Genomic DNA, 18,827 nt, shown 5'->3' on the forward strand with positions numbered 1-18,827 from the left:
CTACAAAGGCCAGAGGCCCGGAGGATCCTTCCTCCGGGCCTCCGGTGTTTCCGGGCCCGTTTCCGGGGGTTTCCCCCGGGGGCGGTCGCGCGATCCCGAAGCGGTGGGAACCGCTCCGGTACTATCGACCGTCGCCAAGGAGGACGGCAGCGGGGTTTGTGGGGTGGATGTGTCGGGAAATCGACAAAGCGCCGAAGCAAGTTCGTCGGCTTCGGGTCGGCCCCGCCCGAATTCGGCCGGGGCAGGTGTACGCGGGTAGCGGGTGATGCGACGATGGGACACATGGGGGACGGTGCACGGCTGCTGACCAGCCGTCGGGTCCGGCGCCTCTCCTGGGAGTCCCCCCGGTCGTACGCCGGGACACGATGCCGCGACACTCTGGGGGAGCGGGAGTCGGCATGAGGCTGATCGGCAAGTCAGGCGCCAAGTCCGCCGCGGCACCCGAGGCGGACACCGACGCCTGGGCGGAGAGCGTCGAGAGCCCCGACAGCCGCCCCGGAGCCCTGCCCGCCCAGCGCACCAGCGGACTGTCCGAGCGCCCCACCCCGGGCTACGGCCCGGACAGCCTGGTCCACGTGCCCACCCGCCAGTTCGCCGCCGCCGTCGGCGCGTACGGGGAGCGCCCCGGCGAGGAGCCGGCCTCCGGCGCCGCGCTCGACCCGGCGGGCCTGGACCCGACCAGCTTCGAGACCGCGCTCGCCGCCCGCGAGTCCGCCGCCCTGGAGGCCCGGCACCGGCAGGCCGCCGACGGCGGGGACCCGGACGCCGCCGGCCGGCTGGGCACTCTGCTGCTGCGCCGCGGCGACCTGGAGGACGCCGAACCGTACCTGCGCGCCGCGGCCGCGGCCGGGGTGCGCGCCGCCGCCAACAACCTCGGCGTGCTGCTGCACCAGCAGGGCCACCGGGCCGAGGCCGCCCAGTGGTGGCGCCAGGCCGCCGTCGCGGGCAGTGCCCCGGCCGCGCACGCGCTCGGGCTGCAGCTGCGCGACCAGGGCGAGGAGGAGGCCGCCGAGTACTGGCTGCACTTCGCCGCCGACCACGGCCACCCGCTCGGCGCCTACGCGCTGGGCGACCTGATGGAGCACCGCCGGGACGTACGGGCCGAGCGCTGGTTCAAGGTCTCCGCCGACGCCGGGCACCGGGAGGCCGCCTACCGGCTGGCCCGGATGCGCGAGGCCGCCGGGGACAAGGAGACCGCCGAGACCTGGTACCGCACCGCCGCCGCCCGCAGCCACGCCCGCGCCGCGCTGCGCCTCGGCGTCCTGCTGGAGGAGCGCTCCCGCACCGAGCAGCCGCTGCTGGAGGAGGCGGCCCGCTGGTACCGGCAGGCCGCGCAGAACGGCGAGCCGCGCGCGGCCTGCGCGCTGGGCTTCCTGCTGCGCGACTCCGGGGACCTCGCGGCGGCCGCCGAGTGGTGGCAGGAGGCCGCCGAGGCCGGGGACGGCAACGCCGCCAACGCGCTCGGCGCCCTGCACGCGAGCCGCGGCGAGGCCAAGGAGGCCGAGCGCTGGTACCGCGTCGCCCTGGACGCGGGCGATCAGAACGGCGCCTTCAACCTCGGCCTGCTCTGCGCCGGCACCGGCCGCGAGCAGCAGGCCGAGCAGTGGTACCGCCGGGCCGCGTACGCCGGGCACCGGGAGGCCTGCAACGCGCTGGCCGTGGTGCTGCTGCAGCGCGGCGACGAGTCCGGCGCCCAGCCGTGGTTCTCCAAGGCCGCCGAGGCGGGCAGCGTGGACGGCGCCTTCAACCTCGGCGTGCTGCACGCCGGGCGCGGCGAGCAGCGGCAGGCCCAGGAGTGGTACGCGCGGGCCGCCGCCGAGGGGCACGGCGAGGCGGCGCTGCAGCTGGCGGTCGCCCAGGAGCAGCGCGGGAACCTGGCCGGGGCGCTGGAGCGCTACCGGCAGGCGGCCGCGGGCGGCTCCGCGGAGGGCGCGTTCCGGCTGGCCTCGCTACTGGACCGGCGCGGGGACGCGGACGCCGAGGCCGAGCACTGGTACGCGCTGGCGGCCGACGCCGGGCACCGGCGGGCGCAGGTGCGGATGGGCGTGCGGGCGGCCGAGCGCGGGGCGCTGGAGATCGCCGAGAGCTGGTACCGGCGGGCCGCCGAGGCCGGCAGCCGCAGCGCCGCGTTCAACCTGGGGCTGCTGCTGGCCCGGCAGGACAGCGAGGCCGAGGCGATGCTCTGGTACACCCGGGCCGCGGACGCCGGGCACGGACGGGCCGCGCTGCGCCTCGCGCTGCTGGCGCTGCGCCGGGGCGAGCCGGTGCAGGCGGAGAACTGGTGCCGGCGGGCGATCGACTACGGTCCGGCCGAGGTGGCGGAGCGCGCCGGACGGCTGCTGGGCGCGCTGCACGCCGAGCTGAGCGCGTAGCGCGGGCTCAACTCCTGCTCCGGGGGCGGCATTCGGGGCACAGGCCGCGGTAGGTGACCTCGGCGGTCGTCACGGTGAAGCCGAAGCGCTCGGCGGCGGGGAGTGCGGCGAGCGGGTCGCCGTGCGGGTGGACGTCCCGGATCGCGCCGCAGCCCGAGCAGACCAGGTGCTGGTGGGCGCGGTGCGCGTTGGGGTCGTAGCGGCGGGCGCGGCCGTCGGTGGCGACCTCCAGCACCTCGCCGAGGGCGACCAGCTCGCCGAGCGTGTTGTAGACGGTGGCGCGGCTGATCTCGGGCAGCCGGGCCGCCGCGCGGGCGTGCACCTCGTCGGCGGTGAGGTGCACGTGCTCGCCGCCGAGGACCTCGGCCACGACCCGGCGCTGCGAGGTCAGCCGCCAGCCGCGTTCGCGCAGTCTCTCCAGCAGGTCGTTCATGGACACCAGATTAAGTCAGGGTCCGGGATTGATTCCAGTGTTGACTTGGACAAAGTCCAAGTTAGGATCGTGTCATCACGACCGGACCCCGTGGAGGCACCCGTTATGACCACGCAGGACGAGCTGAGCCCGACCCTCACCACGGAGGCGGGTGCCCCCGTCGCCGACAACCAGAACACCGAGACCGCAGGCGTCGGCGGCCCGGCCCTGATCCAGGACCAGCTGCTCTTCGAGAAGCTCGCCCACTTCAACCGCGAGCGGATCCCGGAGCGCGTGGTGCACGCCCGCGGCGCCGGGGCGTACGGCACCTTCACGGTCACCGCCGACGTGACGCCCTGGACGCGGGCGGCCTTCCTGTCCGAGGTCGGCAAGCAGACCGAGGTCTTCCTGCGCTTCTCCACCGTCGCGGGCAACCTCGGCGCGGCCGACGCGGTGCGCGACCCGCGCGGCTTCGCGCTGAAGTTCTACACCGAGGAGGGCAACTACGACCTCGTCGGCAACAACACTCCGGTGTTCTTCATCAAGGACGCCATCAAGTTCCCCGACTTCATCCACACCCAGAAGCGCGACCCGTACACCGGCTCGCAGGAGGCCGACAACGTCTGGGACTTCTGGGGCCTGTCGCCCGAGGCGACCCACCAGGTCACCTGGCTGTTCGGCGACCGCGGCATCCCGGCCTCCTACCGCCACATGAACGGCTACGGCTCGCACACCTTCCAGTGGCAGAACGAGGCCGGCGAGCACTTCTGGGTCAAGTACCACTTCAAGACCGACCAGGGCATCCGCAACCTCACCCAGGCCGAGGCCAACGCCCTCGCCGGCGAGGACCCGGACAGCCACCAGCGCGACCTGCGCGAGTCGATCGAGCGCGGCGAGTTCCCCAGCTGGACGGTGCAGGTCCAGATCATGCCGGCGGCGGACGCGGCGGCCTACCGCTTCAACCCCTTCGACCTGACCAAGGTCTGGCCGCACGCCGACTACCCGCCGATCGAGATCGGCCGGCTGGAGCTCAACCGCAATCCCGACAACGTGTTCGCCGAGGTCGAGCAGTCGGTCTTCTCCCCGGCGCACTTCGTGCCCGGCATCGGCCCGTCTCCGGACAAGATGCTGCAGGGCCGCCTGTTCGCGTACGCCGACGCCCACCGCTACCGGGTCGGCATCAACGCCGACCACCTGCCGGTGAACCGCCCGCACGCCACCGAGGCCCGCACCAACGGCCGCGACGGCCACCTGTACGACGGGCGCCACGGGCGGCAGAAGAACTACGAGCCGAACAGCTTCGGCGGCCCGGTGCAGACCGGTCGCCCGCTGTGGGCCGCCACCGCCGTCGACGGGCACACCGGCAACCACGTGGCGCCCTCGCACGCCGAGGACGACGACTTCGTGCAGGCCGGCACCCTGTACCGGCTGTTCTCGGAGGACGAGAAGCAGCGACTGATCGCCAACCTGGCGGGCTTCATCGCCAAGGTCTCCGCCGACCGCGAGGACATCGTGGAGCGGGCGATCGACAACTTCCGCAAGGCCGACGCCGACTACGGGCAGCGGCTGGACGCGGCGGTCCGGGAGCTGCGCAAGCAGTAGCGGCAACCGGGCCGGGAAAGCAGCAGGCCCTGTGACCGGCTCCCACTGGTCACAGGGCCTGCAACCACGTTCAGACCGAGAGCCGGCGCAGCGCTTCCTCGTGCAGCAGGCCGTTGGAGGCGACGGCGTCGGCGCCGCCCGGGCCGGGGATGCCGTCCAGGCCGGTGAAGCGCCCGCCGGCCTCCTCGACGATGACGCAGTTCGCCGCCATGTCCCAGAGCGACAGCTCGGGCTCGGCGGCGATGTCGACCGCGCCCTCGGCGACCATCATGTAGGACCAGAAGTCGCCGTACGCGCGGGTGCGCCAGCAGGCGCGGGTGAGGTCCAGGAACGGGTCGAGGCGGCCGCGCTCCTCCCAGCCGGTGAGCGAGGAGTACGAGAAGGACGCGTCCTCGATCCGGGAGACGCCGGAGACGTGGATCCGGGAGGCCTTGGCCAGGCTGCGGCCGGCGAAGGCGCCGAGGCCCTTGGCCGCCCACCAGCGGCGCTGCAGCGCGGGGGCGGACACGATGCCGACCACCGGGCGCTCGACGCCGTCCGGGCCGTCCTCCAGCAGGGCGATCAGGGTGGCCCAGACCGGGACGCCGCGGATGTAGTTCTTGGTGCCGTCGATCGGGTCGATCACCCAGCGGCGCGGGCCGGAGCCCTGCAGGCCGAACTCCTCGCCCAGGATCGCGTCGCGCGGACGGGCGCGCTGCAGCACGCTGCGCACCAGCTCCTCGGCGGCCTTGTCGGCGTCGCTCACCGGGGTGAGGTCGGGCTTGGTCTCGATCTTCAGGTCGAGGGCGCGGAAGCGCTCCAGGGTGACCGAGTCGGCCGAGTCGGCGAGGACGTGGGCGAGTCGGAGATCGTCGTGGTAGTCGGCCATGTCCGAAACCCTAGCGAGCCCGCCCCGATCGGCACAGCCGGGCTCGCGGAGCGGGACGGAGCGTCCCGATGCGCCCCGCGGCGTCTCAGTGCGCCGTGCCGGTGAGCTGGAGGCCGATGACGCCGGCGATCACCAGGGAGATCGAGACCAGCTTGAGCACCGAGGTGCTCTCGTCCAGGAAGACCATGCCGTAGACGGCGGTGCCCGCCGCGCCGATGCCCGTCCACACCGCGTAGGCGGGGCCGACCGGCAGGCTCTTCAGGGAGAGGGTGAGCAGGCCGAAGCTGCCGAGGGCGAACACGCAGAAGCTGATGGTGGGCCAGAGCTTGGTGAAGCCCTCGCTGAGCTTGAGGTTGATCGCGAAGCCGGTCTCCAGCAGGCCGGCCAGGACCACCAGGGCCCATGCCATCGTGTGCCCTCCCAGTCGATCGACGGGTCGGACCGTGCGCGGCCCGACTTTCCTATGATCGCCAGGCGGGCACGGTCCGACACCTCGAACCGGTCGCGAACTCCGCCGCGGAGCCCCGGGCTCAGTCGCCCTCGCGGGCCTCCTTGCTGGACAGCAGACGGCGCAGCGAGTAGAGCCGGGCGGCCTCGGCGTGGCCGTCGGCGACCCAGGCGTCCAGCGCGCAGTCCTGCTCGTCGTGGCTGCACGCGCGCGGGCAGTCGGCAGTGCCGGGCTCCAGGTCGGGGAAGGCGTGGATGACCCGGGACGGGTCGATGTGCGAGAGGCCGAAGGAGCGGAAGCCCGGGGTGTCGATCACCCAGCCCGGGTCCAGCGCCTTCTTGGAGCCCGGCTTGGCGCCGGGCGGCGGGGGCAGGCGCAGCGCGAGCGCCGAGACGGTGGTGTGCCGGCCGCGGCCGGTGACCGCGTTGACGTGCCCGGTCTGCCGTTGGCGGTCCGGGACGAGGGCGTTGACCAGGGTGGTCTTGCCGACGCCGGAGTGCCCGATGAACACCGTGGAGCGCCCGCGCAGGTGCTCGCGGACCGCCTCGGCGCCGGTGGTCTCCAGCTCGTCGCGGCGGGTGACCACGTACTGGATGCCGAGCGCGGCGTAGGAGTCCAGCAGCGACGCGGCCGGGGCGAGGTCGGACTTGGTGAGCACCAGCAGCGGCTCCATGCCCGCGTCGTAGGCGGCCACCAGGCAGCGGTCGATCAGCCGGGGGCGCGGCTCCGGGTCGGCCAGGGCGGTGACGATGGCCAGCTGCTCGGCGTTGGCGACGACGATCCGCTCGTACGGGTCGTCGTCGTCCGCGGTGCGCCGCAGCACGGAGCTGCGCTCCTCGACCCGGACGATCCGGGCGAGGGTGTCGGCGTCCCCGGAGAGGTCGCCGACCAGGTTGACCACGTCGCCGACGACGACGCCCTTGCGGCCCAGCTCGCGGGCCTTCATGGCGACGACCTCGCGCTCGTGCTTGGTGCCCGGGTCGACCAGGCAGGTGAGCCGGCCGCGGTCGACGGTCAGCACCATCGCCTCGGCGGCGTCCTCGTGCTTGGGTCGGATCCTGGTCCGCGGCCGGGAGCCCCGGCGGGCGGGGCGGTTGCGGATGTCGTCCTCGTCGGCGTCCTTGCCGTAGCGGCGCATGTGCTCAGTCTCCGCTCAGAGGTCCGCCGCCGCTTCGCCGAGCAGCTCGGCCCACATCCCCGGGAAGTCGGGCAGGGTCTTGGCGGTGGTGGCGACGTTCTCCACCTCGACGCCGGGCACGGCGAGGCCGAGCACCGCGGCGGCGGTGGCCAGGCGGTGGTCCTCGTAGGTGTGGAAGATGCCCCCGTGCAGCGGGCGCGGGCGGATCCGCAGGCCGTCCTCGGTCTCCGTGACGTCGCCGCCGAGGTCGTTGATCTCCTTGGCGAGCGCGGCGAGCCGGTCGGTCTCGTGCAGGCGCAGGTGGGCGATGCCGTACAGGTGCGACTCGGAGTCGGCGAGCGCGGCGACGGCGGCGATCACCGGGGTCAGCTCGCCGACGTCGTGCAGGTCCGCCTCGATGCCGTGGATCCGGCCGGTGCCGGTGAACTGCAGGCCCTCGTCGGTGAACTCGCAGGCGCCGCCCATCCGGGTGTAGATCTCGCGCAGCTGGTCGCCGGGCTGGGTGGTGTGCTTGGGCCAGTCGCGCACGGTGACGCGGCCGCCGGTGACCAGGGCCGCGGCGAAGAACGGCGCGGCGTTGGAGAGGTCCGGCTCGACCACCAGGTCGCGGCCGATCAGGGCGCCGGGGGTGACCCGCCAGACGTCCTTCTCGCCGCCGTCCTCGGGGGCGTCGACCTGGGCGCCGGCCTTGCGCAGCATCTCGACGGTCATCCGGATGTGCGGCAGCGACGGCACCGGCCCGCCGACGTGCCGGACCTCGATGCCGTGGTTGTAGCGGGCGCCGGAGAGCAGCAGGGCGGAGACGAACTGGGACGAGGAGGAGGCGTCCAGCTCGACCGGGCCGCCGTCGAGCGAGCCGGTGCCGTGGACGGTGAGGGGGAAGGCGCCGCGGCCGCCGTCCTCGATCCGGGCGCCGAGCGCGCGCAGGGCGTTGATCACGCCGTGCTGGGGGCGCTCGTAGCAGCGGGGGTCGCCGTCGAAGTGCACCGGGCCGTCGGCGAGGACGGCGAGCGGGGGCAGGAAGCGCATGACCGTGCCGGCGTTGCCGACGTCGACCGAGGCGGGGCCGAGCAGCGCGGGCGCGGGGATGACCCGCCAGGCCTCGCCGCCGCCGGTGCCGCCGGAGTCGTTGTTGACCTTCTCCTCGATGGTGACCCCGAGGGCGCGCAGGCCGTCGGCCATCAGCTGGGAGTCGCGGCTGCGCAGCGGACGGCGCACCCAGCCGGGCTTCGCGGCGAGTGCCGCCAGCACCAGGGCCCGGTTGGTGACCGACTTGGAGCCGGGGATGGTGACGGTGGCGTCGACGGGGCTGGTGGCGACGGGGGCGGGCCACAGGGTCTCGGTCATGTGGCAAGTCTAGGGGCCGTACCGGAACCGCCCGGATCGTGGCCGCCGGATCGTGGACGGGGGCGGCGGGCGCGGGGCGGTCGTGCCGGGCCGGTCACTGCAGCGGCTGGAGCAGCCAGCTCGCGCCGAGTGCGAGGCAGGCGAGGGCGACGAGCAGGAAGGCGGTCACCCAGGCGAGGGCGGGGACGTGGGTGAGCCGGGCCAGCTGGTCGGCGTCGGAGTCGCGGGCCCAGCCGATGCGGCGCTGGTGCTGCAGCTCCAGGACCGGGCGCACGGCGCCGAACAGCAGGAACCAGCAGCCGAGGTAGGCGAAGCCGGCCTGGACCTCGGCGCTGCCGAACCAGGAGACCAGGAAGAAGGAGCCGCCGGCGAGCAGCACGGTGAAGAGGCCGAAGGCGTTGCGGATGCGCAGGAGCAGGGCGAGCAGCAGGGCGATCGCCAGCCAGAGCAGCAGGGTGATCCGGTCGGCGGCGAGCAGGGCGGCGCAGCCGAGCCCGAGCAGGGCGGGCGCGGTGTAGCCGGCGGCGGCGGTGAGGATCATGCCCGGGCCGGTGGGCCGGCCGTAGGAGACGGTGAGCCCGGAGGTGTCGGAGTGCAGCCGGATGCCGGCGAGCTTGCGCCCCGTGAGACGCGCGACCAGGCCGTGGCCGCCCTCGTGGGCGATGGTGACGGCGTTGCGGGCGACGTGCCAGAGCGGGCGGGTGAGGACGGTGAGCAGGGCGGCGGCGCCGGTGGCCAGGACCAGCCAGCCGGGCGGGGCGGGCTGGCTGCCGGTGACCTGGTCCCACAGGGCGCTCAGGGTCTGGTCGTCGGTGCTCATCTGATCTTCCCCGCCTCCGTTCGCTGCGTTGGGCCGTTCGGGGCAGCCTCCCATGCGGGGACGGGCACGCGGGAGCGGGCGGTTCTGGTCCGGGCATGAGGAAGCGATGAGGAAGCGGCGCGGACGGGCGGGCATGGCAAGCTGACCCGCATGTGCGGACGGTTCGCAGCCAGCAGCAAGCCCGAGGACATCGTCGAGCTGTTCGACGTCGAGCAGTGGGATCCCGAGGAGACCCTGGACCCGAACTGGAACGTCGCGCCGACGAACAGTGCCTTCGTGGTGCTGGAACGGATGGCCAAGGAGCAGCCGCGGGCGGTGCGGCAGCTGCGGGTGCTGCGCTGGGGACTGGTGCCGCAGTGGTCGAACACCGCGGAGACGGCGGTGAAGATGATCAACGCCCGGTCGGACACGGTGCACGAGAAGCCCTCGTACCGGCAGGCCTTCGCCGCGCGCCGGTGCGTCCTGCCGGTGGACGGCTACTACGAGTGGCAGACGGTGCCGGGCGAGCGGGGCAAGGCGCGCAAGAAGCCGTACTTCGTCTCCCGGGCGGACGGCACCCCGCTGGCGCTGGCCGGGCTGTACGAGTTCTGGCGCAACCGGACGGTGCCGCCCGGGCACCCGGAGGCCTGGCTGGTGACGTTCACGATCGTCACCACGGACGCCGAGGAGTCGCTGGCGCCGATCCACGAGCGGATGCCGCTGTTCCTCGACCCGGAGGCCTGGGACGAGTGGCTGGACCCGCGGCAGACCGACCCGGACGGGCTGCGCGGGCTGCTGACACCCCCGCCGCCCGGCGCGCTGCTGGCCACCCCGGTGTCGCCGGCGGTCGGCAGCATCCGCAACAACGGCCCGGAGCTCAAGGAGCCGTGGGTCGAGGTCGAGTACGAGACCACCCTGTTCTGAAGCGCTCGGGAGTATGGGAGTAGCAGAGATGACCACCGAACTCGTCCCCACCGAGGCCGGGGAGGCCCGGATCACCCACCACCGGGCGGCCGCGCCGAAGGCCGTCCTGGCGCTGGGGCACGGCGCGGGCGGCGGGATCGAGGCCCGGGACCTGGTGGCGCTGGCCGCGAAGCTGCCGGAGCGCGGGATCGACGTCGCGCTGGTCGAGCAGCCCTGGCGGGTGGCGGGCAGGAAGCTGGGCCCGGCGCCGAAGACGCTGGACCTCGGCTGGCGGCCGGTCGCCGAGCACCTGGCCGGGCAGGGCCTGCCGCTGGTGGTGGGAGGGCGCAGCGCCGGGGCGCGGGTGGCCTGCCGGACGGGCGTGGCCACCGGGGCGGTGGGGGTGGTGGCGCTGGCGTTCCCGCTGCACCCGCCGGGCAAGCCGGAGAAGAGCCGCGCGGAGGAGCTGCTGGAGTCCGGGCTGCCGACGCTGGTGGTGCAGAGCGCGCAGGACCCGTTCGGCGGGCCGGAGGAGTTCCCGGAGCTGCCGGAGGGGCACGAGCTGGTGGGGGTGCCGTACGGCAGCCACGGCTTCGCGGTGCCCAAGCGGGCGCCGGTGGGGCAGGACGAGGTGCTGGACGTGATCTGCGCGGCGGTGGGGGACTGGGTGCTGCGGCTGCTGTGAGGCCGCCGCCGCGGGTGTCGCCGTGCCGCCGCGCCGCCGTGCCGCTGCGTCGCCGTGCCGATGCGTCGCCGTGACGCCGCGCCGCTGCCGCCGTGAGCAGGGAGTTTCCGCTCGCTCACTCGTGCGAGTGAATGGTGCGTGCGGGCGGGAATGTGGGCGGGGCCGGTGTGGTTGACACCCTCGTCAGCACGAGTCACCGGTGAGAGGCAGGGCAGATGGGTTCGATCGCGTGCCCCGAACGGCCTGAGGAGCGCGAGGCCGCCACGGCCTTCGTCCCTTCCTGGTCGGAGTGGATTGACGCGGGCGAGAAGCCCGTCAGCCCGATATCCTCCATTTCTGGGCGGCCCGCCGTGGGCCGTGGCCGTCATGCCGAGGAGGTGGGTCCGGTCGTCGGGACCGAGCACGAGGCCGAGCCGGGTCGTGGCCCGGACGAGGTCCGGCCTGCGGGCGAGGCGCTCACCGGTGAGGAGCTGGCCGAGGCGATCGGTGAGGACACCTTCCGGGTGTCGGCGGAGGAGAGCGAGGAGGCCCGGCGGGAGCGCTTCGAGCGCGACGCCCTGGGCTACCTGGATCCGATGTACTCGGCGGCGCTGCGCATGACGCGCAACCCGGCCGATGCGGAGGACCTGCTCCAGGAGGCGTTCGCCAAGGCGTACGCGTCCTTCCACCAGTTCCGTGAGGGCACGAACCTCAAGGCCTGGCTGTACCGCATCCTCACCAACACGTTCATCAACTCGTACCGCAAGAAGCAGCGGGAGCCCCAGCGCACCGCGGCGGAGGAGATCGAGGACTGGCAGCTGGCCAGGGCCGAGTCGCACATGTCGACCGGTCTGCGCTCGGCGGAGACCCAGGCGCTCGACCACCTCCCCGACAGCGATGTGAAGGACGCGCTCCAGGCCATCCCGGAGGAATTCAGGATCGCCGTCTATCTCGCGGACGTAGAAGGCTTTGCGTACAAGGAGATCGCGGACATCATGGGTACTCCCATCGGTACGGTGATGTCCCGGCTGCACCGCGGCCGCCGTCAGCTGCGCGGCATGCTGGAGGATTACGCCCGTGAGCGCGGGCTCGTCCCGGCCGGTAGCGGGGCAGGGCAGGAAGCGAAGGGCTCGGGCTCATGAGCTGCGGCGATCCGCACGAAACCGAGTGTGGCGAGGTCCTCGACCACCTCTATGAATTCCTCGACAACGAGATGGCCGAGGGCGACTGCGCCAAGTTGCGCGTGCATTTCGAGGAGTGCTCGCCCTGCCTGAAGCAGTACGGGCTGGAGCAGGCGATCAAGGCGTTGATCAAGCGCTCCTGCGGGTGCGACGACACCCCGGCCGACCTGCGCAGCAAGGTGTTGGCCAGGATCGACTCGATCCGGTCCGGGCAGCGCTCGGGCGAGCAGGTGGTGGTCGCGGTGGAGCCCGCGGTCGAGCTGCACGCCGAGTCCGCCCGTCCGGCGCCGAGGCCGGCGAAGGGCGGGGCGGGCGAGGAGCCCGCCGAGCGCCCCGGCGCGCCGGTCGAGGCCGGAGCACCGGCGGAGTGACCGGCCGGGCGTGACCGTCCGTCGGTCCGTCGACGAGGGCGGACCGGGCGGCTCGGGCAGTTCGGGTGGTTCGGGTAGGGAGTTCAGCGGCCCCGGGAGCATGCGCTCCCGGGGCCGCTCCTGTTCTGTGCTCGCACGCGCCGTCACTCGTTCGAGTGAGTTGGCGGTGCGCCAACTGCGCCATCGCGCGATCATGCGTCCCCGCGCCCGGACGGCGGCCTATCCTCCTGACGGACGCTCACCGCCGGTTCGCCCGGCGTGCTGAGGCAACACGGGCCCGGACGGCGGGGAGGTCGAGATCGCTACCGACAGTGGAGGCGCGACCCTGCCGCCGGGGGCGGCGCGCTACCTGGTGGTCGTCCCGGTAGCGGCGCTGTGCTGCCTGGTGCCGCTGCTGCCCGCCGCGGCCGCCCCCGGGGTGCCGCGCTGGCTCGGCGAAGCGGTGGACTGGCCCAAGGTCGGACTGCTGGCCTTCCTGCACGGTTGCTGGGAGTCGCTGGCCCAGGGCCTGCCGACCCCCTGCCTGGTGCTGGTGCGGCGGCTGCTGCGCCGCCCGCCGCCGCCCGAGCGGGTGCCCGCCCGGCCCGGGGTGAACGCCTTCTTCCCGGTGCTGTTCGCCGGGGTCCTGATGCTCCCGCCGTCCGCCGCCGCCCTGGTCGCCGCCCCGGCCGCGGTGCTCGGCGGGCCGAGCGGGCCCGGCTGCCGCCGGCGCCAGCTGTTCAACGGCTCCCAGCTCGCGCTGTGCGCCTTCGTCTCCTCGGTCGTCTTCCACCTGCTGCACGGCCCGCAGCTGCTGCTGGGTTCCCGCTTCCCCGCCGCGCTGCTGCCCGGCTTCGCCTCCGTCGCCGCGTTCTGCCTGGTCAACGGGGCGGTGGTGGGCGTGATGGTGATGCTCAGCGAGGGCCGCGGGGCCGGGGTGCTGCTGCGCGGGGCCTGCTCGGTGTGCGGGCTGCCGGTGCTGGTGCACGCGGCCGGCGGCCTGATGGTCGCGGTGCTCTGGCAGGGCCCGTACGGAGCGTTCGCGGCGCTGCTGGCGCTGCTGCCGCTGTCCATCTCCGCCTGGGTGTTCGCCCAGGGCCAGCGCGAACGGGACGCCCACCAGGCCACCGTGCAGTCGCTGGTGCAGGCCGTGGAGATCAAGGACGCCTACACCCGCGGGCACAGCGAACGGGTCGGCCGGGCCTCGGTGCTGATCGCCACTCAGCTCGGCATGGAGGACGAACGGCTGCGCACCCTGCGCTTCGCCGGGATCCTGCACGACGTCGGCAAGCTCGGGGTGGCCACCGAGCTGCTGCGCAGAAACGGTCCCCTCACCGAGGCGGAGCGCCGGGCCGTGGAGATCCACCCGGTGTACGGGTTCGAGCTGGTGCGCGGGATCGACTTCCTCGGCGAGGCGCACGCCGGGATCCTGCACCACCACGAGCGGATGGACGGACGCGGCTACCCGAGCGGCCTGACCGGCGAGCAGATCCCCGAGTTCGCGCGGATCATCTCGGTCGCCGACGCCTTCGACTCGATGACCTCCACCCGCTCCTACCGGCGCGGCCGCCCGGTCGCCGAGGCGGTCACCGAGCTGGAGCGCTGCTCGGGCAGCCAGTTCGACCCGGTGATGGTGCGGGCGCTGATCGACGCGCTGGCCGTGCACGGCTGGCAGCCGGTGGTGTACTCCGAGGACTGCGTCCGGGCCGTCCCGGACATCCCACTGGGGGTGCCCGAACCCGTCCGGGCGGCGCCCGGACGGGTGCCCGCCCAGGGCGGGAGCATCCCCGCGGCCGGGCAGTCGTGACGGCGCCCGGCCGCGCGGCCCCCGGCCGCACCGCCCGCGCCCGTACCGCCCTGGTCCGTGCGCTCCTCGGTCGTACCGCGTGCGGGCCCACCGCCCGCGCGGTGCACGCGGCCGCCGCCGCGCTGCTGGCGCTCGCGCTGGGCGCGGTCGTGGTGCGCGGGGTCGCGGAGCCCGAGGTCGCGCTGGCGTTCACCGCGCTGATCGCGCTCGGCGAGTGTGTCCGGATCACCCTTCCGGGGGATCGCGAACAGGCGCCCATCGGCGCGGCCGGTGCGCTGGCGTACGCCGTGCTCGGGCCGCTGCGCGGGGTGCCGACCGCGCACGGGACGCTCCAGGTGGTCGCGGTCACCGGGGTCGGCCTCCTGCTGGCCTGGCTGCCCGGGCTCGCCCTGCCGCACCGCCCCGACCGCCCGCACCGCCGACCGCCCTGGGGCGACCAGGCCCGCCGCGACAGCGCCGCCCGCCGGCTGCTCGCCGTCGGCTTCGCGGCCGCCGTCTTCCAGCCCCTGTACAACGGCGGCCTGGTCGACCGCTTCTCGCCCGAGGGCCCGGCGTACGGGGCGTTCCTGACCGCCGTCGCCGCGCTGGCCGCGCTCTGCGACGCGACCCTGGCGGCCCTGCTGCGCCGTTCGGCGGGCGGGCTTCGGTTCCCCGCGGCGCTGGAGGACGAGCTGCGCTCGCTGTTCGGGATCGGTTCGGCGATCGTCGCCACCGGGATGCTGGTCAGCCTCGCGGCCGGGGAGGTCGGGCTCTGGGCACTGCCGCTGTTCTGCACCCCGCTGCTGCTCGCCCAGGTGTCCTTCCGGCGGGCCGCCGCGGTGCGGGCCACCACCGGGCAGACCATCGCCAGCCTCGCCCGGGCCACCGAGGTGGCCGGCTACACCCCGCACGGGCACGCGCGCCGGGTCGCGGACACGGCGTGCGCGCTGGGGCGCGAGCTGGGCCTGGGCACCCGCGAGCTCGCCCTGCTGGAGTACGCCGCGCTGATGCACGACGTCGGCCAGCTGTCCCTGGTCGAACCGGTGCCGGACGGCGCCACCGCGGCGCTGCCCTGCGCCGAGCAGCAGCGGATCGCCCGGCTGGGCAGCGAGGTGATCAGCCGCACCGGGGTGCCCCGGCAGGTCGCGGAGCAGGTCGCCCGGCTGGCCGACCCCTGCGTCGGTCCGGCCGGCGGCGATGGCCCGGTGCCGCTCGCGGCCCGGATCATCCGGGTCGCCAACGCCCACGACGACCTGCTCACCGCGGCGCGCGGCCGGGGCATCGGCGAGGCGGTCGGGCGGCTGGAGGCGCTGGAGGTGATCCGGCTGGGGCGCGGCCGGGTCTACGACGCGCGGGTGGTGGACGCGCTGGCCCGGGTCGGCGGTGCGGCCCGCGGCTGAGGTCCGGAGCGCCGGGTCGACCGGGGCCCGGAGGCTGCGGGCGGGGGGTTGCGGGCGGTGGTGGCGGGCCGGGGGCCGCGGGCGGTGACCGGCGGGCCGGAGCCCCCGGGCCGGTGACCGGGGCCGGGCTCCGCCCGCCAGGGGTTGAGAGGGCGCGATCCGGCGGGCAGGCTGGGGAGGGGCGGACCCCAACCTCGGCGGTGGGGAGCGCGGGCGGGGGCGGGCGTGGTTGGATGCGGTCGTAGCGTGGAACACCGACCCGGGGCACCGGGTCCCGTCCGCCGTCCGAGGCGGTACGGGCACAGTGGCACGGGACTTGAGCGGACGACGACGGCAGGGACGAACGTGAGGATCTTCCACCGGGCACGGCACCGGCCGTCCGCCACCTGGCGGCAGACGACCGACCGGGCCTTCACGCTGATCGGCGACGGCCGCTACGAGGACGCCGGCGCGCTGCTGGTGATGGCCGCCGACCTGGAGCCCTGGCTCTCCGACTCCTGGTTCAACCTCGCCCTGCTGCACAAGTTCCGCCGGGACTGGGAGCAGGCGCGTTCGGCCGGCCTGCGGGCCGTCGCCCTGCTGGACCGCGAGCACGGCGCCCCCGACTGGTGGAACCTCGGCATCACCGCCACCGCCCTGCAGGACTGGCCGCTGGCCCGCCGCGCCTGGCAGGCGTACGGGCTGAAGCTGCCCGGCGGCCCCGGCGGGCAGCCCGACGGCCCGGTCAGCCTGGACCTCGGCACCACCCCGGTGCGGCTCTCCCCGGACGGCGAGTCCGAGGTGGTCTGGGGCCGCCGCCTGGACCCGGCCCGGATCGAGGTGCTCTCCATCCCGCTGCCCTCCTCCGGCCGCCGCTGGGGCGAGGTGGTGCTGCACGACGGCGCCCCGCACGGCGAGCGGGTCACCGATGGCGTCGCCTACCCCGTGTTCGACGAGATCGAGCTGTGGGCGCCCTCCCCGGTGCCGACCTACGTGGTGCTGCTGCAGGCCTCCACCGCCGGGGACCGGGACGCGCTGGAGCGGCTGGTCGCCGACGCCGGCTACGCGGCCGAGGACTGGACCTCCTCGGTGCGGCTGCTGTGCCGCGCCTGCTCGGAGAGCCGGATGGCCTCCGACGACGGCATCGCCGCCCACCACGACCCGCACGACGACGGCGACGCCGCCCACCCCGGGCACCTCAGCCACCTCAGCCAGGGCGGCGCCGCCGGGATGTCCTGGCTGGTCGAGCGCGAGTGCGGGATCGCCGCCCCCGCCCACCTGGTGCGGGCCCTGCTGGACCGCTGGGTCGCGGCCTCCCCCGGAACCCGGGCTTACCGGGATCTCGAAGAAGTCTGCTGAGTACCCTGGTGAGGTACGCGTAGACCTATGGAAGCGGAAGACGAAGACATGGCGGAGCAGGCCGAGCAGCACGACCACTCGCACGAGCACGAGCACGACGTGGAGGGGGCGGCTCCCGAGGCCCCCGTGAAGGTGATCGGCGAGGAGCCCGACCTCAGCAAGGGCGCCGCCCGTCCGATCACCGTCGTCGGCAACCCCGTCCTGCACCGCGAGGTCAAGGACGTCACCGCCTTCGACGGCGAGCTCTCCGCGCTGATCGACGACATGTTCCAGTCGATGTACGCCGCCGAGGGTGTCGGCCTCGCCGCCAACCAGATCGGCGTGGACCTCAAGGTCTTCGTCTACGACTGCCCGGACGACGAGGGCGTGCGCCACATCGGCCACGTGATCAACCCGAAGCTGGAGGAGTACCCGGCCGGCCGTCGCCGCGTCCTCGACGACGGCAACGAGGGCTGCCTGTCCGTCCCCAGCGCCTACGCCGAGCTGCCCCGCCCGGACTTCGCCGCGGTGACCGGCGTCGACAAGGACGGCAAGCCGATCCGCGTCGAGGGCACCGGCTTCTTCGCCCGCTGCCTGCAGCACGAGACCGACCACCTGTACGGCACCCTCTACATCGACAAGCTGTCGAAGCGGGACCGCAAGGACGCCCTGAAGCAGATGGCCGAGGGCACGCCGAAGTACGCGACCGTGCCGAACGCGTAACGGCACAGCGGCCGTTGGGCCCGGCATCACGGCGAAGGCCGGTACGGAGCTCTCCGTACCGGCCTTCGGCGTTCCCGGCCGGCGATGTCACGTTCCGCCGCCCCGCCCGGTCCCTTGCCCAGGAGTGACCGAGCGGGAGGAGAGCCGTCATGAAGGCCGTCATCGTGTGCGCGTCCGTGTCCCACGGCAACACCAGGAGGGTCGCCGAGGTCATGGGCCGCGCGCTGTCGGCGGGCGGGCCCGGCGGTGAAGGCTGAGACCGGGGAGGCGGTGAAGGCCGAGACCGGGGAGGCGGTCGCGCAGGCGTGGGCGGCTCGTCGGGCTCCCGCCCGGCGTTCGTGCGCCGGGCGGGAGCGCGCGGTTCGGTCAGTGGGAGACGAAGAGCCACTCCGGGCCGTAGGTGTGGCGGGGGTCGGCGGGGAGCTTGATGGCGTTGATCGTCCGCGCGGCGTCGCCCAGGTCGCCCATGTTCCCGATCGCGTCGAAGAGCGCGTTCCCGTTGCCGTTCCACGCCGCGTGGAGGTTGGTCAGCATGGTGCTGTAGGTCGTGTTGAAGGTCCTCAACGCGTCGGCCGTGGTCGGGTCGGGCGCGTTGGCCGGGTCGTTGGCCCAGCCGCCGGCGGGGACGCGGGCGACCGGGGAGGCGTCCGGGAGCGGAACGTCGGCGCCGGTGAACTCGAACCTCCCGGTCGCGGGATTCTTCACCAGCTTCTTGCCGACCGCGATCTCCTTGAACGCGTAGTAGTGGGCGAGTTCACCCGGTGCGCCGGGGAAGGGGTTCTCCGGGGAGGCCGTGGTGCCCTCGCCCTGGGACTGGATGACGGTGATCGCCTTCAGCACGTCGTCGATGGTGTTCATCGCGACGATGTTGTTGCCGGCGCCGTGGTTCGAGAGCGGGAAGGTCACCTGGTTCTGGCCGGTGAGCAGGTGGGCGAACTTCGGGAAGACGTCGGCGATGCGTTGGTAGAAGGCGCCGATGGTGTTGCCGTCGGCGGCGAAGGCGAGCGGGTTCTCCGGCTTCTCGATGTCGGCGAAGAGGGCGGCCGACTCCCTGGTCAGACCGCTGAGGAACACGGTGAGCCCGGGGTTGACCCCGCCGGGCAGCTCACCCGGGTACTTGGGGACGGTGAGCGGGTCGTTGAGGACGACGGAGCCGCCGATGCTGGTGAGCATGTTGCAGACCAGACCGAAGTGCGACATCTCGTCGAAGACGATCTCGCGGATGGTGTGGCGGACGGGCTTGGAGTTGTCCGGGTCGGTGATCGACCAGAGCGCGGTGGCGTAGGGCGGGATGGTGGAGAGCTCCAGCATGATCGCCCGCTGGAGGGCGTCCTTGAGCTCCTGCTCCGTCCAGTCCTCCTCGGCGATGTTCATCAGCTGGACGATCGCGTCGCTCTCGTAGTCCAGGATTCCGGTCATCGGCACGGGTGGGCCCCTCTCGGTCGGCGGGTGTTCGTCGTGCGGCTGTGCGCGGAACGTAGCCCGGGGCGGATCGTGCGTACGCGTGGGAGGTCGGT

General features: G+C 74.0%; 17 protein-coding genes. 10 read left to right on the forward strand and 7 right to left on the reverse strand.

Annotated elements, in window-relative coordinates:
* Positions 1-398 precede the first annotated feature (398 nt).
* Entirely contained in the window at positions 399-2,372 is a 1,974-nt protein-coding gene (locus ACZ3TI_RS24885; protein WP_465729697.1) for a tetratricopeptide repeat protein, read from the forward strand.
* 7 nt (positions 2,373-2,379) lie between these two features.
* Here the strand turns inward: ACZ3TI_RS24885 and ACZ3TI_RS24890 are convergent, their stop codons facing one another.
* Positions 2,380-2,805: a Fur family transcriptional regulator gene (locus tag ACZ3TI_RS24890; RefSeq protein ID WP_465729699.1), complete on the reverse strand. Its 426-nt coding sequence runs from the start codon at positions 2,803-2,805 to the stop codon at positions 2,380-2,382.
* A 105-nt stretch (positions 2,806-2,910) separates the two neighbouring features.
* On the opposite strand from ACZ3TI_RS24890, the gene ACZ3TI_RS24895 reads away from it, so the two are divergent.
* Positions 2,911-4,386: a catalase gene (locus ACZ3TI_RS24895; RefSeq protein ID WP_465729701.1), complete on the forward strand. Its 1,476-nt coding sequence runs from the start codon at positions 2,911-2,913 to the stop codon at positions 4,384-4,386.
* 70 nt (positions 4,387-4,456) lie between these two features.
* Here the strand turns inward: ACZ3TI_RS24895 and hisN are convergent, their stop codons facing one another.
* The 5 genes from hisN to ACZ3TI_RS24920 form a co-directional block, all read right to left on the reverse strand.
* A complete protein-coding gene (hisN, locus tag ACZ3TI_RS24900) occupies positions 4,457-5,254 on the reverse strand; it encodes a histidinol-phosphatase (RefSeq protein ID WP_396544470.1) in 798 nt (265 codons plus the stop codon).
* Between the two features lie 85 nt (positions 5,255-5,339).
* The gene (locus tag ACZ3TI_RS24905) at positions 5,340-5,663 is read right to left on the reverse strand and encodes a DMT family transporter (protein ID WP_465729704.1); all 324 of its coding nucleotides are present in this window, start codon (positions 5,661-5,663) and stop codon (positions 5,340-5,342) included.
* Between the two features lie 121 nt (positions 5,664-5,784).
* Positions 5,785-6,840, reverse strand: a complete 1,056-nt coding sequence (rsgA, locus tag ACZ3TI_RS24910) for a ribosome small subunit-dependent GTPase A (protein ID WP_465729706.1) — start codon at positions 6,838-6,840, stop codon at positions 5,785-5,787.
* Positions 6,841-6,855: 15 nt separating this feature from the next.
* Positions 6,856-8,187, reverse strand: a complete 1,332-nt coding sequence (aroA, locus tag ACZ3TI_RS24915) for a 3-phosphoshikimate 1-carboxyvinyltransferase (protein ID WP_465729708.1) — start codon at positions 8,185-8,187, stop codon at positions 6,856-6,858.
* 94 nt (positions 8,188-8,281) lie between these two features.
* Positions 8,282-9,007 (reverse strand): M50 family metallopeptidase, encoded by a 726-nt coding sequence (locus ACZ3TI_RS24920; protein ID WP_465729710.1) that lies wholly within the window; start codon positions 9,005-9,007, stop codon positions 8,282-8,284.
* A 150-nt stretch (positions 9,008-9,157) separates the two neighbouring features.
* Between ACZ3TI_RS24920 and ACZ3TI_RS24925 the strand changes: the two genes are divergently transcribed.
* The 8 genes from ACZ3TI_RS24925 to def all read left to right on the forward strand — a co-directional run bounded on the left by ACZ3TI_RS24925 (position 9,158) and on the right by def (position 17,310).
* Positions 9,158-9,910: an SOS response-associated peptidase gene (locus ACZ3TI_RS24925; protein ID WP_465729712.1), complete on the forward strand. Its 753-nt coding sequence runs from the start codon at positions 9,158-9,160 to the stop codon at positions 9,908-9,910.
* Positions 9,911-9,938: 28 nt separating this feature from the next.
* Positions 9,939-10,574, forward strand: coding sequence for an alpha/beta hydrolase family protein (locus ACZ3TI_RS24930; RefSeq protein ID WP_465729714.1), 636 nt, complete (start codon positions 9,939-9,941; stop codon positions 10,572-10,574).
* A 377-nt stretch (positions 10,575-10,951) separates the two neighbouring features.
* Positions 10,952-11,695 carry a sigma-70 family RNA polymerase sigma factor gene (locus ACZ3TI_RS24935; protein ID WP_465729716.1) on the forward strand — a complete coding sequence of 248 codons (744 nt, stop codon included), beginning with the start codon at positions 10,952-10,954 and terminating at the stop codon, positions 11,693-11,695.
* Positions 11,692-12,105 carry a mycothiol system anti-sigma-R factor gene (gene rsrA, locus ACZ3TI_RS24940; RefSeq protein WP_465729718.1) on the forward strand — a complete coding sequence of 138 codons (414 nt, stop codon included), beginning with the start codon at positions 11,692-11,694 and terminating at the stop codon, positions 12,103-12,105. Before ACZ3TI_RS24935 ends, rsrA begins: the two co-directional genes overlap by 4 nt.
* Positions 12,106-12,457: 352 nt before the next feature.
* Positions 12,458-13,891, forward strand: coding sequence for an HD-GYP domain-containing protein (locus ACZ3TI_RS24945; RefSeq protein WP_465729720.1), 1,434 nt, complete (start codon positions 12,458-12,460; stop codon positions 13,889-13,891).
* A 50-nt stretch (positions 13,892-13,941) separates the two neighbouring features.
* Positions 13,942-15,270: an HD-GYP domain-containing protein gene (locus tag ACZ3TI_RS24950; protein ID WP_465729837.1), complete on the forward strand. Its 1,329-nt coding sequence runs from the start codon at positions 13,942-13,944 to the stop codon at positions 15,268-15,270.
* Between the two features lie 345 nt (positions 15,271-15,615).
* The gene (locus ACZ3TI_RS24955) at positions 15,616-16,608 is read left to right on the forward strand and encodes a tetratricopeptide repeat protein (RefSeq protein ID WP_465729722.1); all 993 of its coding nucleotides are present in this window, start codon (positions 15,616-15,618) and stop codon (positions 16,606-16,608) included.
* A gap of 48 nt (positions 16,609-16,656) precedes the next feature.
* Positions 16,657-17,310 (forward strand): peptide deformylase, encoded by a 654-nt coding sequence (def, locus tag ACZ3TI_RS24960; RefSeq protein WP_465729724.1) that lies wholly within the window; start codon positions 16,657-16,659, stop codon positions 17,308-17,310.
* Positions 17,311-17,676: 366 nt separating this feature from the next.
* Here def and ACZ3TI_RS24965 read toward each other — a convergent pair whose 3' ends face one another.
* Positions 17,677-18,729: a ferritin-like domain-containing protein gene (locus ACZ3TI_RS24965; protein ID WP_465729726.1), complete on the reverse strand. Its 1,053-nt coding sequence runs from the start codon at positions 18,727-18,729 to the stop codon at positions 17,677-17,679.
* Positions 18,730-18,827 lie beyond the last annotated feature (98 nt).

The sequence above is a fragment of the Kitasatospora sp. NPDC023120 genome, assembly GCF_055560835.1.

What these genes read in the sequence shown, in the direction of transcription:
- ACZ3TI_RS24885 (WP_465729697.1), top strand. Translation starts at nt 399, where the DNA reads ATGAGGCTGATCGGCAAGTCAGGCGCCAAGTCCGCCGCGGCACCCGAG.
- ACZ3TI_RS24925 (WP_465729712.1), top strand. Translation starts at nt 9,158, where the DNA reads ATGTGCGGACGGTTCGCAGCCAGCAGCAAGCCCGAGGACATCGTCGAG.
- ACZ3TI_RS24905 (WP_465729704.1), bottom strand. Translation starts at nt 5,663, where the DNA reads ATGGCATGGGCCCTGGTGGTCCTGGCCGGCCTGCTGGAGACCGGCTTC.
- ACZ3TI_RS24895 (WP_465729701.1), top strand. Translation starts at nt 2,911, where the DNA reads ATGACCACGCAGGACGAGCTGAGCCCGACCCTCACCACGGAGGCGGGT.
- hisN (WP_396544470.1), bottom strand. Translation starts at nt 5,254, where the DNA reads ATGGCCGACTACCACGACGATCTCCGACTCGCCCACGTCCTCGCCGAC.
- ACZ3TI_RS24890 (WP_465729699.1), bottom strand. Translation starts at nt 2,805, where the DNA reads ATGAACGACCTGCTGGAGAGACTGCGCGAACGCGGCTGGCGGCTGACC.
- ACZ3TI_RS24930 (WP_465729714.1), top strand. Translation starts at nt 9,939, where the DNA reads ATGACCACCGAACTCGTCCCCACCGAGGCCGGGGAGGCCCGGATCACC.
- rsrA (WP_465729718.1), top strand. Translation starts at nt 11,692, where the DNA reads ATGAGCTGCGGCGATCCGCACGAAACCGAGTGTGGCGAGGTCCTCGAC.
- aroA (WP_465729708.1), bottom strand. Translation starts at nt 8,187, where the DNA reads ATGACCGAGACCCTGTGGCCCGCCCCCGTCGCCACCAGCCCCGTCGAC.
- ACZ3TI_RS24965 (WP_465729726.1), bottom strand. Translation starts at nt 18,729, where the DNA reads ATGACCGGAATCCTGGACTACGAGAGCGACGCGATCGTCCAGCTGATG.
- ACZ3TI_RS24920 (WP_465729710.1), bottom strand. Translation starts at nt 9,007, where the DNA reads ATGAGCACCGACGACCAGACCCTGAGCGCCCTGTGGGACCAGGTCACC.
- def (WP_465729724.1), top strand. Translation starts at nt 16,657, where the DNA reads ATGGCGGAGCAGGCCGAGCAGCACGACCACTCGCACGAGCACGAGCAC.
- rsgA (WP_465729706.1), bottom strand. Translation starts at nt 6,840, where the DNA reads ATGCGCCGCTACGGCAAGGACGCCGACGAGGACGACATCCGCAACCGC.